We start from the raw sequence: 13,660 nt of genomic DNA, 5'->3' as shown, positions 1-13,660 counted from the left end.
CAGGACTTCGGATTTTCAAGTCGTAAAGACAAAGGCCGGATGATTCAAACCAAACTCGCACCGCCTTGCGATGGATCGCGTCGGTTTGATTTGCGCAACGGGCGCCATCGGCGTATTTGGTCTGGATTATTGTGCATGTGCAACCATCGAGGTTCTCCGATGTCCAAGAAAATTACGAACCGTCGCGGTTTTCTGGCGGGCGCATCCGCTGTCTCGCTCGGCGCCCTGTCCGCTCCGGCGTTGGCGCAGATGGCCAACGATACCGAATATCGCCCGACCGCGGGCACGACCTTCCGGCGCAACGCGTCGAGCTTTCGCACCCTGGAATGGCGGCCCTATTTCGACAATCTGAACAACGGGGCGATTCTGGTCGACGTGGACACCCGTGCGCTGCATTTCTGGAACGCCGACGAATCGGTGTACCGGTTGTATCCGACATCGGTGCCCCTGACCGAAGATCTGACCAAACGCGGCCGGACCGAAGTGATTCGCAAGGTCGAGGGCCCGACGTGGCGCCCGACCCCCGCGATGAAGGAACGCAACCCCGAATGGCCCGACGTGGTCGAGCCGGGGCCCGACAATCCCTTGGGAACCCACGCTCTTTACCTCAGCTGGACCTATTATCGCATCCACGGCACCCACGACACGCGCAAGATCGGGCGCCGGTCGTCGAACGGATGCATCGGTCTTTACAATCAGCACATTGCCGAACTCTACGCGATGACCGGTCCGGGCACACAAGTGTTGCTTATTTGACGAAATCGAACGGTATCGGCCCCTTAGACCCCAAAACCACGTTTGCATCGCGCCTTCTTTGCTGCTTAAAGAAACTTACGAGGTACAGTCTTGGGTGCCTGTTGCCGTCCTCAATAACCCCCGGCGGCAGGCGATACTGGAGGATATTATGAAGAAACTCGCACTCGCAGCCGCTCTGTCGGTCGCAGCAACCGGCGCTTTCGCAGGCGGCCTGGCCGAGCCCATCATGGAGCCGGCAGTCATCGTGGAAGAGACCAGCGGTTCGTCCGGTGGCATCATCATCCCGCTGGTGCTGCTCGCGCTGGTCGTGGCCGCTATCGCAGCCGACTGATCACAACACGTCGTGTTGTCAAAATCAAAGGCGGCTGGAGCAATCCTGCCGCCTTTATCTTTGCGCCGTGACCATGTCGCCGCAAAAAAGCCCTGATTTCTTACCGATCCAAATACTCCCGCCGGAGGCATCCGCCCCCGGCCGCGCGCGCAGGCGTCTCGTCAGTCAAGCCAGCCCTTCAGGTTCTCGTCGATCACCTTCGTCAGCGCCGCGATATGGGCGTCGTCGTCGTTCAGGCAGGAAATATAGGTGAACTGTTCGCCGCCAGCCTCCTCAAAACTCTCGCGGATCTCCTCGTTGATCTCCTCAAGCGTTTCGATGCAGTCGGCGGAAAAGGCCGGTGCGATCACGGCGATTTTCTTCTTTCCGGCCTTGGCCTGTCTGGCAACCTCCTCGACGGTATAGGGCCGCAGCCATTCTTCCGGGCCGAACAGCGACTGGAACGTCGTGATGATCTGATCATCCGCCCAGCCCAGACGCTCTTTCAGCAGGCGCGTCGTCTTCTGGCACTGGCAGTGGTACGGATCGCCCTCCGTCAGATAGCGTTGCGGCACGCCGTGATATGAGGTGACCAACAGGTCCGGCTTGTCATCCATCGCCTCCCAGGTCCGTTCGACCGACTGTGCCAAAGCCTCGATATAGGCCGGATCGTCGAAGTAAGCTGGAACCGTCCGCACCGCGGGCTGCCATTTCTCCGACCGCAGCGAGCGGAAGAATTCGTCGTTTGCGGTGGCCGAGGTCGCCCCAGCGTATTGCGGGTAAAGCGGGAAGAACAGGATCTTCTGACATCCCTCCTGGATCATCCGGCGCACTTTCGACGCGGTCGACGGATTGCCGTAGCGCATGCAGTAGTCGACCATCACATCGTCGCCGTGCCGCGCTTTCATCGTTTCGGCGATCTTTGCGGTCTGGTCCTTGGTGATCGTGGCCAGGGGGCTTTCGCCCTTCGCGTGGTTCCAGATCGTCTTGTAGTTCGCACCCGATGTGAAGGGACGCTTGGTCAGGATCACCAGCTGCAAAAGCGGCTGCCACAGCCAGGGAGAATAATCGATCACGCGACGATCCGACAGAAATTCGTTCAGATACCGACGCATGGACCAGTAATCATACCCGTCCGGCGTGCCGAGATTGGCCAGCAGCACACCCACCTTCTGAGGTGGAATCCGCGGATGGTCCGCCGGGGCATGGGCCGGGCAGACGGCCCTGTCCGATGTGAACATGGCTGTTCCGTCCGGAGTTTTCGAATCCAGCATGGTTTGATCCCGATCGTGTCTGTAGGTTTGATGGTGTCCTGTGGACATAAGCGGATTACCTGCATGGTCAATCGTGTTTGGGTGGCATGCGGCCTTCGGGCACGCCCAGCGCGTCAGCCAGCCGTGCCTTTGCCGAACCGGGGCGCAGCGGCTTCTGTTGGTTGTCCGCCGGCGCCCAGCCGGTCAGAAACACCAGATCGAAGGTCGCCGCGATCCGCCCATCTTCGGTGGCAAAGCTGTCGGCATAGATCGCGTTGGCGAGGGCGAACAACTGGCGGGGTGCGAAAACGCGGCGCCGCGCGGCAAGGGCGTTGGTCTCTCCCATGGTGCGCAGATCATGCATCAGGGCAAGCGCCGAGTCGTATGTCGCCCGCAGCGCGATCGTATCCGCCACGGGCAGGGCAAAGCCGGCCCGTTGCAAAAGCCCGCCCAGATCGCGGATTTCACCGGTGGGTGCGATGCGTGGCGAAAGCCCGCCGGTCAGTTGTGATTCGGCCTGGGCAAGGGCGGCCCGCAGTTCGTGCAGGGTCTGGCCGGCCGGAAAGACGCCGAGAAACAAACCGTCCGGTCGCAAGGCCCGACGCGCCTGCACCAGTTGACCGATGGGGTCGTCCGCCCAATGCATCGCCATGGCATGAATCACCAGGTCGTGTGCGCCGGGGTCCAGCTCCAACGTTTCATGGTCCGGAACGATCCGGGCACCGGGACAGACATTTCGCCAGATATCCGGATGACCGGTCACGATCGCCGGATCGGTAAACGTCCTGTTAATCTCTGTCAGTCTTTCCTGAACCTCGGCAATGGCTTCATCGTGCAGGAACCGGGCCCCGGCGATGTCGGCGCGGGTGCGGTGCAGCGCAAGGGCGGATCGGTCGGTAAGGGGCGGTGGTCTGGACATGGTATCGGAGGTAACGATTGATGGGCGGAATGCAATCCGCATTGAACATGATCTATCCGCATCAATGTGTCTTGTGCGACACGCTGGTCGAACAGCGCAATGCGCTTTGCGGGGCGTGCTGGCGCGATACGCCGTTCATCACCGGGCTGACCTGTGATCTGTGCGGCATCCCGCTGATGGGCGATGCCGACAGCTGGAGCGCCCATTGCGACGATTGCCTGACAACGCCGCGGCGCTGGCAGCAGGGGCGCGCGGCGCTGGTGTATCGCGATGGTGGCCGCAAACTGGTTCTGGCGCTCAAGCATGGCGATCGGCTGGATATCGCGGCACCGGCCGCACGCTGGATGCTGGGCGTGGCGACGCCGATGCTGCCTGCGGCGCCCCTGATCGTGCCGGTGCCGGTGCATTGGCTGCGACTTCTGAAGCGACGATACAACCAGGCCGCGGTGCTTGCGCTGGGATTGGCGAAGGCGGGTGGCATGCAGGTTGCGCCGCGTGCCCTGACGCGGATCCGGCGCACCCCGGTTCAGGATGGCAAGTCGATCGATGCACGCTATGCGAATGTTGCAGGCGCCATTCGGCCCCATCCGGTTTACGGCGCCTTGCTGCGGCGGCGATCGGTGGTCCTGGTTGACGATGTCATGACCACCGGCGCCACCCTGGCCGCCGCGACCGACGCCTGTCTGGCCGCCGGCGCACAGGATGTGCGGGTTCTGGCACTGGCGCGAGTCATGAAGGAGACCTAGATGTGACGGGTTCCGAAATGGAGAGTTTCATGGCCAGCATCGAAATCTATACCTCGCCGCTTTGCGGTTTCTGCCACGCCGCCAAGCGCCTGTTGACCGAAAAGGGGGCGAGTTACGCCGAAATCGACGTTTCGCGCGATCCGGACCAGAAAAAGGCGATGATGCAGCGGGCGAACGGGCGGCGGACCGTGCCGCAGATCTTCATCGACGGCACCCATGTCGGCGGTTGTGACGAGCTTTATGCGCTGGAGCGTGCCGGCAAGCTGGACCCGATGCTTGCCGCCTAAAGGTCGGGAGCGCTCCGCGCGGGAGTATTTGGATCGATGAGAAGGGCGATCACCCCTCGTTGATGCTGGTCGTGACGTAGTTGCACGAGAGATCCCTGTCGGAGAGCGACCATTCCCAGGTCAGCGGATTGAAGACGAAACCGGTCTTGTCGACCGGCGTGAGGCCGGCCCGGCCGAGAAGGACAAAGAGTTCATCGGGGGTGATGAATTTCTTCCAGTCGTGGGTTCCCTTGGGCAGCCAGCCCATCACCACTTCGGCGCCGACGATGGCTTGCAGAAAGCTCTTGGGATTGCGGTTCAGGGTCGAGCAGATCATCAGGCCGCCGGGTTTGAGCATGGATTTGCAGGCGGTCAGGAAGGCCAGCGGATCGGCGACGTGTTCGATCACCTCCATGTTCAACACCACGTCGAAGCGTTCGTTTGCGTCGGCCAAGGCTTCGGCGGTGGTGTGGCGGTAATCGATGGTCAGGCCCGAGCGGGCCGCGTGGACCTGTGCGACCGGGATGTTGCCGGGTGCCGCGTCTGCGCCCACGACGTCGGCCCCCAGCCGCGCCATGGGTTCCGACAACAGCCCGCCGCCACAGCCGATGTCCAGAAGGCGCAGGCCGCGGAACGGTTTCGGCTGGGTCGTGTCGCGGTCGAATTCGGCTGCGATCTGTGATGCGATATAGTCGAGACGGCAGGGATTCAGCATGTGAAGCGGTTTGAACTTGCCCTGCGGATCCCACCATTCGGTCGCCATGGCTTCGAACTTGTCGACTTCGGCGGTATCGACGGTCGAACCTGATGTGGTGTCGGACATGACGAGATCCCTTTTCTGGCGAACTTTTGACGCGATGAGCGTGGCAGCATCGACTTCGGGGATATATAGGACGGAAATGGACAGAACTTCAGGTCAAAAAAGCGCAGCCCACTATCTTTATCCGCCGCTGGATCCTTTCGATCAGCGGATGATGGAGGTTGGCGACGGCCATCGCATCTATGTCGAGCAGTGCGGCAAGCCCGACGGGATCCCGGTGATCGTGCTGCATGGCGGGCCGGGTGGGGGATGTTCGCCATCGATGCGGCGCTATTTCGACCCCTCCGTCTATCGGATCATCCTGTTCGATCAGCGCGGTTGCGGACGCTCGCGGCCCCATGCGTCGGTCGAAGCAAACACGACCTGGCACCTGGTGGCCGACATTGAACGGATCCGCGCCGCCATGGCGGTCGATCGGTGGATCGTGTTCGGCGGAAGCTGGGGTGCCACCCTGGGGTTGATCTATGCCGAAACCCATCCCGAAGCGGTGCGCCATCTGGTTCTGCGGGGCGTGTTCCTGATGACCCGCGCCGAGCTGGACTGGTTCTATGGCGGCGGCGCCGGCAGGTTCTGGCCCGAGATATGGTCGCGCTTCACCGGGCCGATTCCGGTTGCCGAGCATGACGACCTGATCGCCGCCTATCACAGGCGTTTGTTTTCCGGCGATATCCCGACCGAGATTCGACATGCTAGGGCATGGGCAAGCTGGGAAAACGCGCTGGCCAGCATCGAGAACGAAGGACCGGGCGGCGAGGGGCCGGCCGAATACGCCCGCGCATTCGCCCGGCTGGAGAACCATTATTTCAGCAATGCCGGTTTCCTGGACGAGGACGGCCAGATCCTGCGCGATATCGGGCGGCTGGGCGATGTGCCCGGCACCATCGTGCAGGGACGATACGACATGATCTGTCCACCCGTATCGGCCCACAGGCTGCACGAGGCCTGGCCGAAATCGCGGCTGGTCATGGTGCCGAAGGCCGGTCATGCGCTTTCCGAACCGGGGATCAGCCGTGCCCTGGTGCGATGTATGGACGACCTGCGGCTGTCCTGACGTCACCCGGGTTTTTCCCACGGCCCTCGGCATGACGGGTTTACAGGGCGGCTGTTTTCATTAACTTGTCAGTCAATAATAAATCGGGGATGGATACTTGGGAAGCGTGACGCGCATCGTCTTGCAACGGCTTGGCCTTGGCTTGCTGACGCTTTTCATTGTTTCCATCGTCATTTTCACCGCTGTGAACATGCTGCCCGGCGATTTTGCCGAGGCGATCCTGGGCCAGGGCGCGACGCCACAGGCGGTGGCGGCGATCCGGCATGACCTGGGACTGGATCAGCCACCTGTCAGCCGCTATCTGGAATGGCTGGCCGATGCGGTGCGCGGCGATCTGGGCACCAGTTTCGCCCAGGCGAATTTCGCCAGCTTCGTGGGATCGGATGCCGGGGCCGGCATGGCATCGGTCGCCGACACCCTTGTCCCGCGGTTTCGCAATACCATGTTCCTGGCTGGCGTGACGGCGGCGATCGCGGTTCCCGTGTCGCTGATCATCGGAGTTCTGGCCGCGCTCTACCGCAATTCGGTGTTCGACAAGGTTGCCAACATGGCGACGCTCACGTCGATCTCGTCGCCCGAGTTCTTTCTGGCGTATATTCTGATCCTGTTTCTGGCGGTGCTGAACCCATGGCTGCCGTCGCTGTCCAACATCTATGACGGCATGGGCTTTGGCGAGCGGTTGGAGAAGACGATGCTGCCCGCGCTGACGCTGACGCTTGTGGTGACGGCGCACATGATGCGCATGACGCGGGCGGCGATCATCAACCTGCTGGCGTCGCCCTATATCGAAATGGCGCGCCTGAAGGGGCTGTCGCCCATGCGGGTGATCGTGCGCCATGCGCTGCCCAACGCCCTGGCGCCGATCATCAACGTGGTCGCGCTGAACCTGGCCTATCTGATCACCGGCGTCGTCGTGGTCGAGGTGGTGTTCGTCTATCCCGGCATCGGGCAGTTGTTCGTGGATTCGGTCAAGATTCGCGACATTCCCGTGGTTCAGGCGTGCTGTCTGATTTTCGCGTCGGCCTATATCCTGTTGAACCTGCTGGCCGACATTCTGTCGATCCTGTCCAATCCCCGGCTGAGGCACCCGAAATGATCGTCGTCTACATCATCGTCGGGGTGGTTGCGCTGATCGCGGCCGGATGGGTGTTTCGCGCGGCGGGCCGCGCCACAGGTCGGCCAGCTTTCCGCGACATGGATCTGTCGACCGCCTTTGGCTATGCGCTGGGCGCGGTCGTTGTGGTCTGGGGGATCTACGCATTTTTCTTCGTCGAGGCGGCGGTGTTCTTTCGCTGGGCGGTGCAGGGAATCATCGGATTCGCCATTGCCGCGTGGATCTTCCGGTTCATCGGTCGCCATGTCGGACCGGACAGCGTGCGGCGTCAGTTTCGCGCCATGCCGTTGACCGCCAGCTTCGGCATCCTGACGATCCTGATCTACGCCATCGTTGCCATCTTCGCCGGTGTTCTTGCGCCCCACGGACAGGCCGAGGTGTTCGCCAACGTCAACGTCCTGCCCGGGGGCGACCCGGCGCTGGGCGGCGATCCGGCATTTCCGCTGGGCACCGACCAGATCGGTCGTGATCTGCTGAGCCGCCTGATCTATGGCGCGCAGAATACGGTGGGCATCGCCTTTGCCACCACGGTTCTGGCGTTCCTTCTGGGCGGCACGCTGGGCTTTCTGGCGGCGACGGTCGGTGGTTGGCTGGACAATCTGCTGAGCCGGATGGTCGACGTCCTGATGGCAATCCCGTCGCTGATCTTTGCGCTGTTGCTGATGACCATCGCGTCGGCCTGGGCGGGGTCTGAAAAGTGGCTTTTGACCGTTTACATGGTCGTCATCATCGCCGTGATCGATTCCACCCGCGTCTATCGCCTGGCGCGGGCGGTCGGCTCCAGCATTGTCGTGATGGATTATATCGAGGCGGCAAAACTGCGCGGCGAGGGCATGGGATACCTGATCTTCCGCGAAATCCTGCCCAATGCCACGGCGCCCCTGCTGGCGGAATTCGGTCTGCGGTTCTGTTTCGTGTTCCTGACCATCGCATCATTGTCTTTCCTTGGCGTCGGGATCCAGCCGCCGCTGGCCGATTGGGGCACCATGGTGCGCGACCTGTCGCAGTTCATCAACTTTGCCGCGTTCTCTCCGTTGACGGCGGCCTTGCCGCTGATGGCGGCGGGGGCCATTGCCCTGCTGACGGTGGCGGTGAATTTCGTGGTCGACTGGATGCTGCACAGATCGTCGGGGTTGAAGGGATGAACGATAATGCACCCCTGCTGAAGATTCGCGACCTCCGGATCGAGGGGCGCAGCGACGAGACGTGGTTGCCCATCGTCAACGGCATCGATCTGGACCTGCACCGGGGCGAGGTTCTGGGCCTGATCGGCGAATCGGGGGCCGGCAAGTCGACCGTGGGTCTGGCCGCCATGGGATTCACCCGTGACGGATGCCGGATTTCGGGCGGTTCGGTGGTGTTCGACGGGCAGGACCTGGTGTCCGCCTCGGCTGATGCGAAACGCGCGCTTTTGGGCAAGCGGATCGCCTATGTCGCGCAATCGGCGGCGGCGTCGTTCAACCCGGCGCACAAGATCATCGACCAGCACACCGAAGCTCCGGTGACCCATGACGTGATGGACAAAGCCGAAAGCCAGGCCGACGCCATGGAGCTTTACGCCAAGCTGCGCCTGCCGAACCCCGATGAAATCGGGTTTCGGTATCCGCATCAGGTGTCGGGTGGGCAGTTGCAGCGCGCGATGACGGCCATGGCGATGTCGTGCCGCCCAGATCTGATCGTGTTCGACGAACCGACCACTGCGCTGGACGTGACCACCCAGATCGAGGTTCTGGCCGCGATCCGGCGCATCGTTGACGAATTCGACACCGCGGCGATCTATATCACCCACGATCTGGCCGTGGTCGCGCAGATGGCCGACCGCATCAAGGTGCTGCTGAAGGGGGATGAGGTCGAAACCGCCGATACCCGAACGATGCTGGCACACCCGACCGAGGATTATACCAAGTCGCTGTGGGCCGTGCGCAGCTTTGCGCGGCCGGTGAAACCGGCTGTGGCGGAGGGATCCGTGCCGCTGGTTTCGGTGCGCGGGATCACCGCCGCCTATGGCAAGGTGGACGTGCTGCGCGACGTCAGCTTCGACATGCACACCGGACGGACGGTGGCCGTGGTGGGCGAATCGGGCAGCGGAAAGTCGACCGTCGCGCGGTGCATCACCGGATTGTTGCCGCCGCGTTCGGGGATGGTGGAGTTCGACGGCACGCCCCTGCCCGCCGATTACCGCAAGCGGACCAAAGACCAGCTGCGCCAGATCCAGATGATCTATCAGATGGCCGACACCGCCCTGAATCCGAAGACGCGGATCGGTGACATCATCGGGCGGCCGGTCGAATTCTACATGGGTCTGAAGGGCCGGGCGAAACGGGCCCGCGTCAACGACCTGTTGAACCAGATCGAACTGGACCCCGACCAGTATTACCACCGCCTGCCGTCGGAATTGTCGGGCGGCCAGAAACAGCGCGTCGGCATCGCCCGCGCGCTGGCCGCCGAGCCGCGGTTCATCATCTGCGACGAGGTGACATCGGCGCTGGATCAGCTGGTGGCCGAAGGGATCCTGAAACTGCTGGCGCGGTTGCAGGATGAACTGGGCCTGACCTATATGTTCATCACCCACGATCTGGCGACGGTAAAGGCCATCGCGGACGAGGTCGTCGTGATGAAGGATGGCAAGGTTGTCGAACAGGGGGGCAAGGCCGAAATGTTCCGCCCGCCGCATCACCCCTATACCGACCTTCTGCTGTCCTCGGTGCCCGAGATGGACCCCGATTGGCTGACCGATCTGCTGGCCGAACGCGGGGCCGACAACCTCGGCGATGCGGCCATCGACAAGATGTGACCGTGCGCGGGGCCGATACGTCTGAAACACAGAGAACAGAACACAACAGGGAGAACACCATGACCAACATCTCAAGACGCGGACTTCTGCGCACCGGCACCGCCGCCGGCGTGCTGGCGGCGACCGGATTTCCCTTGATGGCCCAGGGCAAGCGGGGCGGCAAGCTGCGGCTGGGCCTGGCCGGCGCGAACACCTCGGACAGCTGGGACGGGCGCACCCATTCCGACACCTTCATGGTGATGTGCGGATTCGGCTGTGTCTTCGACTGCCTGACCGAGATCAACGCCAAGGGCGAACTGGTCGGCGAACTGGCCACCAATTGGGAAGCGGGCGCCGAGGCCAAGACCTGGACCTTCGATCTGCGCCCCGGTGTGACCTTCCACAACGGCAAGGCGTTCGGTGCAGACGACGTGATCGAATCGCTGAACATGCACGTGGCCGAAGGGTCGAAGTCGGCGGCGCAGCCCATCGTCGACAATATCGCCGAGATGAAGAAGACCGGCGATCTGCAGATCCAGATCACGCTGAAGAACGGCAACGCCGACTTCCCGTTCCTGTTGTCGGATTATCACCTGCTGATGTATCCGGCGGGCCAGATCGAAGAGGCGATCGCCAAGGGCATCGGCACCGGCATGTACCGTGTCGAAGCCTTCGATCCCGGCGTGCGCTTTGTCGGCAAGCGCGTCGACAGCCATTACAAGGACGGCAAGGCCGGTTGGTTCGATGAGGTCGAGGTGATCGCCATCAACGACAGTTCGGCCCGGATGTCGGCGCTGCTGACCAACCAGATCGACGCCGCCAACCGCGTCGATTTCAAGACCGAATCGCTGATCAAGGCGAACCCGATGGTCAATATCTTCGAGGTGACCGGCAACCAGCATTTCACCTTCCCGATGCTGACCAACGTCGATCCGTTCACCAACCTGAAGGTGCGTCAGGCGCTGAAACATGCCGTGAACCGTCAGGAACTGGTGGACAAGATCCTGATGGGGCATGGTGCCGTGGCCAACGACCATCCCATCGGGCCGGCGAACCAGTATTACGCCGCGGACCTCGAGCAGAACAGCTATGATCCCGACAAGGCGAAGGCCCTGCTGAAAGAGGCGGGGATGGACGGCCTGGCGGTCGATCTGTCGGCCTCCAGCGCCGCCTATGCCGGGGCCGTGGACGCCGCGCAGTTGTATCAGGCATCGGCCAAGGCGGCGGGCATCGACATCAACGTGGTGCAGGAACCGGCCGATGGATACTGGTCGAACGTCTGGATCAAGAAGCCGTGGTGCGCGTCGTATTGGTCGGGCCGCGCGACCGAGGATTGGATGTTCTCGTCGGCCTATGAAACCGGCGTGCCGTGGAACGATACCAAGTGGGAGAACGAGCGGTTCCAGTCGCTTCTGATCCAGGCCCGGACCGAGCTGGATTCAAGCAAGCGTCGTGACATGTATACCGAAATGCAGATGCTGTGTTCGAAAGAAGGTGGTTCGGTCATCCCGATGTACGCCAACTTTGTCGACGCCCATTCGACCAAGCTGACCAATTCAGGTACCATCGGCAACACGTTCCAGATGGACGGCTCGCGCCTGATCGAACGGTGGTGGTTCGCCTGATCGACCTTGTGAGGTCATGACAGGACGCCCCGCCGGTTTCGGCGGGGCGTGTTTCATTCCGGGTCCGGGATGCGCAATCCTTCCGCGCCCAGGAAGTGCCCGACGATCCGAAGGCCGGGCACGCTGTCACAGATCACCTTGAACGTCACGAGGAACGGCACCGCCATAACGGCCCCCGGCACCCCCCAAAGCCATCCCCACAGCACGACGGCAAGAAAGACGGAAACCGTGTTCAGCTCCAGACGCCGGCCCAGCAGAAGCGGTGTGACGAACTGGCCCTCGATCGCCGTGAGCAGGTAATACGACGCCGGCGCCACAAGTGCGTATCCGATGGAATCGAACGACAGGATCGCGATCCCGCCGACCAGGACCGTGCCGACCACCGCGCCGATGAACGGCAGGAAGTTCAGAAGAAACGCCAGCAGGCCCCAGATCAGCGGATTCGGCAAACCCACGGCCCACATGGCCCCGGCGATGCACAGGCCCAGGCCGGCATTGATGACGGTGATGCTGAACAGATACCGCGAAATGCGCTTTTCCACGTCCTTGACGACCTGAAGCGCCTTCTTCTTGTCCTGGAAGCGGCTGAAGGATTGCACCAGCTTTTCGTGAAACATGGTGCCCGAGGCCAACAGGAACGTCGCCAGCACCAGCGCCACCACCAACGTCGTCACGACGGTCACCGCGCTGCTGGCGGCCGAACTCAGGAAACCGGGACGATCGACGGCGACCTCGCGTGGCTTGTTCGCGCCGTCGCCTTCGGTGATCTTCTCGACGTCCTCCGACACATCCCGGATCTTTTCGACCGAGGCCGACAGCCGCGCCAGCTTGCGCTTCAGCTCATCCCCCAGCTCGGGCAGTTCCTCGACCCATTCCGAGATCGGACCGCTGGAGAAATAGGCGACGACAAAGCCGGTGGTGCCGAGAACCACCATGAGCAGGACCGCGCTGACCGGCGGCGGCACGCCGATGCGCCGGAAGCTGCGAACCACCGGTGTGAAGGTCAGGGCGATGACAAGCCCCATGAAGATCGGCAACATCAGCTCGCGCGCGAAATAGATGCTGGTCAACGCCACGAAGACCAGCAGCCACGACAAGGCGATCCGGATCTTTCTGAGTTCGACCGCAGAGGTGCTGGGCTCGGATTCCGACAAGGGGATGCATCGCTTTCAAGGAAGGATTATCGGGAACAAGCCTTGCCGTTGCCTTCCGGTTCCCGCGTGGTCGGGTTATTTTCACGGGGGCGTGAACCACGGGCGGAAACTGATCCTTGCAAATGCCGTTTTTTCATCGTATCAGCCGATCAATAGCGGCGCGTCGGGGTCCAAACCTGATCGTTCCACCGGATCTTGTGACGGGCCGCGCGCCCGTTTTTTTGTGTTCGCCGCAGGGCGGAACCCCATCAACCCAACAGGTGAAGCCATGTCCGACATGATCGCCAAGGCCAGCATCGACCGGCGTCTGGCCGACGTCATCACCCCCGTGATCGAGGATCTGGGGTTCGAGTTGGTGCGCGTCCGTTACATGGGCGGCAAGACACCGACGGTCCAGATCATGGCCGACCGTCCGAACGGCGGCATCGAGGTCGATGATTGCGCGACGATTTCCACCGCCGTCTCGGCGCATCTGGACGTCGAGGATCCCATCGAAGAGGCGTATTCGCTGGAAGTGTCCAGCCCCGGCATCGACCGCCCGCTGACCCGGCTCAAGGATTTTTCCGACTGGGAAGGGTACGAGGCCAAGATCGAGACGTCGGAGATGATCGAGGGCCGCAAGCGGTTCAAGGGCATCCTGGCCGGGATCGACGGCTCGGAAGTTCTGATCGAGATCGAGGAAGGCACCATCGGGTTGCAGTTCGACTGGCTGTCGGACGCCAAGCTGGTCCTGACCGAAGACCTGATCCGCGATGTCCTGCGCACCCGCAAGGACAACGGACAAATTGATGAATCACAGTTCGACGCGGTGGAAACCGTGCTGGACGACGACGAAGACGAAACGCGCAACAAGACACCCAGGGAGAATTGAGC

Annotated in this window: 14 protein-coding genes; 10 read left to right on the top strand and 4 right to left on the bottom strand. The window is 62.3% G+C overall.

What is annotated here, in order from left to right:
* Nucleotides 1-159: 159 nt before the first annotated feature.
* Both CFP68_RS04415 and CFP68_RS04410 read left to right on the top strand, forming a co-directional pair.
* Nucleotides 160-756, top strand: coding sequence for a L,D-transpeptidase (locus CFP68_RS04415; protein WP_099824958.1), 597 nt, complete (start codon nucleotides 160-162; stop codon nucleotides 754-756).
* A 148-nt stretch (nucleotides 757-904) separates the two neighbouring features.
* A complete protein-coding gene (locus CFP68_RS04410; RefSeq protein ID WP_099825332.1) occupies nucleotides 905-1,087 on the top strand; it encodes a hypothetical protein in 183 nt (60 codons plus the stop codon).
* Nucleotides 1,088-1,248: 161 nt separating this feature from the next.
* On the opposite strand, the gene hemH is transcribed toward CFP68_RS04410, so the two are convergent.
* Together hemH and CFP68_RS04400 are read right to left on the bottom strand one after the other, a co-directional pair.
* Nucleotides 1,249-2,340 (bottom strand): ferrochelatase, encoded by a 1,092-nt coding sequence (hemH, locus tag CFP68_RS04405; protein WP_420915813.1) that lies wholly within the window; start codon nucleotides 2,338-2,340, stop codon nucleotides 1,249-1,251.
* Between the two features lie 67 nt (nucleotides 2,341-2,407).
* The gene (locus CFP68_RS04400; RefSeq protein ID WP_099824953.1) at nucleotides 2,408-3,238 is read right to left on the bottom strand and encodes a methyltransferase domain-containing protein; all 831 of its coding nucleotides are present in this window, start codon (nucleotides 3,236-3,238) and stop codon (nucleotides 2,408-2,410) included.
* Nucleotides 3,239-3,267: 29 nt separating this feature from the next.
* On the opposite strand from CFP68_RS04400, the gene CFP68_RS04395 reads away from it, so the two are divergent.
* Nucleotides 3,268-3,984 (top strand): ComF family protein, encoded by a 717-nt coding sequence (locus CFP68_RS04395; RefSeq protein WP_099825329.1) that lies wholly within the window; start codon nucleotides 3,268-3,270, stop codon nucleotides 3,982-3,984.
* Nucleotides 3,985-4,013: 29 nt separating this feature from the next.
* Nucleotides 4,014-4,271, top strand: a complete 258-nt coding sequence (gene grxC, locus CFP68_RS04390) for a glutaredoxin 3 (RefSeq protein ID WP_099825327.1) — start codon at nucleotides 4,014-4,016, stop codon at nucleotides 4,269-4,271.
* A 49-nt stretch (nucleotides 4,272-4,320) separates the two neighbouring features.
* On the opposite strand, the gene ubiG is transcribed toward grxC, so the two are convergent.
* Nucleotides 4,321-5,073: a bifunctional 2-polyprenyl-6-hydroxyphenol methylase/3-demethylubiquinol 3-O-methyltransferase UbiG gene (gene ubiG, locus CFP68_RS04385; RefSeq protein WP_099824951.1), complete on the bottom strand. Its 753-nt coding sequence runs from the start codon at nucleotides 5,071-5,073 to the stop codon at nucleotides 4,321-4,323.
* A 76-nt stretch (nucleotides 5,074-5,149) separates the two neighbouring features.
* On the opposite strand from ubiG, the gene pip reads away from it, so the two are divergent.
* The 5 genes from pip (at nucleotide 5,150) to CFP68_RS04360 (ending at nucleotide 11,633) form a co-directional block, all read left to right on the top strand.
* The gene (pip, locus tag CFP68_RS04380; protein WP_099824948.1) at nucleotides 5,150-6,121 is read left to right on the top strand and encodes a prolyl aminopeptidase; all 972 of its coding nucleotides are present in this window, start codon (nucleotides 5,150-5,152) and stop codon (nucleotides 6,119-6,121) included.
* A gap of 97 nt (nucleotides 6,122-6,218) precedes the next feature.
* On the top strand, nucleotides 6,219-7,217 hold the full coding sequence (locus CFP68_RS04375; RefSeq protein ID WP_099824945.1) for an ABC transporter permease: 999 nt from the start codon (nucleotides 6,219-6,221) through the stop codon (nucleotides 7,215-7,217).
* Nucleotides 7,214-8,380, top strand: coding sequence for an ABC transporter permease (locus tag CFP68_RS04370; protein WP_099824943.1), 1,167 nt, complete (start codon nucleotides 7,214-7,216; stop codon nucleotides 8,378-8,380). Before CFP68_RS04375 ends, CFP68_RS04370 begins: the two co-directional genes overlap by 4 nt.
* Nucleotides 8,377-10,029, top strand: coding sequence for an ABC transporter ATP-binding protein (locus tag CFP68_RS04365; RefSeq protein ID WP_099824940.1), 1,653 nt, complete (start codon nucleotides 8,377-8,379; stop codon nucleotides 10,027-10,029). Before CFP68_RS04370 ends, CFP68_RS04365 begins: the two co-directional genes overlap by 4 nt.
* A gap of 59 nt (nucleotides 10,030-10,088) precedes the next feature.
* Nucleotides 10,089-11,633, top strand: coding sequence for an ABC transporter substrate-binding protein (locus CFP68_RS04360; protein ID WP_099825324.1), 1,545 nt, complete (start codon nucleotides 10,089-10,091; stop codon nucleotides 11,631-11,633).
* Nucleotides 11,634-11,686: 53 nt separating this feature from the next.
* On the opposite strand, the gene CFP68_RS04355 is transcribed toward CFP68_RS04360, so the two are convergent.
* On the bottom strand, nucleotides 11,687-12,787 hold the full coding sequence (locus CFP68_RS04355; protein ID WP_241523945.1) for an AI-2E family transporter: 1,101 nt from the start codon (nucleotides 12,785-12,787) through the stop codon (nucleotides 11,687-11,689).
* 268 nt (nucleotides 12,788-13,055) lie between these two features.
* Here CFP68_RS04355 and rimP point away from each other — a divergent pair, with 268 nt between their 5' ends.
* Nucleotides 13,056-13,658 (top strand): ribosome maturation factor RimP, encoded by a 603-nt coding sequence (rimP, locus tag CFP68_RS04350; protein WP_099825318.1) that lies wholly within the window; start codon nucleotides 13,056-13,058, stop codon nucleotides 13,656-13,658.
* Nucleotides 13,659-13,660 lie beyond the last annotated feature (2 nt).

The sequence above is a fragment of the Oceaniglobus indicus genome, assembly GCF_002751875.1.
In the GTDB taxonomy this organism is placed as follows: Bacteria; Pseudomonadota; Alphaproteobacteria; order Rhodobacterales; family Rhodobacteraceae; genus Oceaniglobus; species Oceaniglobus indicus.
This window is presented reverse-complemented; position numbering and strand designations above follow the sequence as displayed.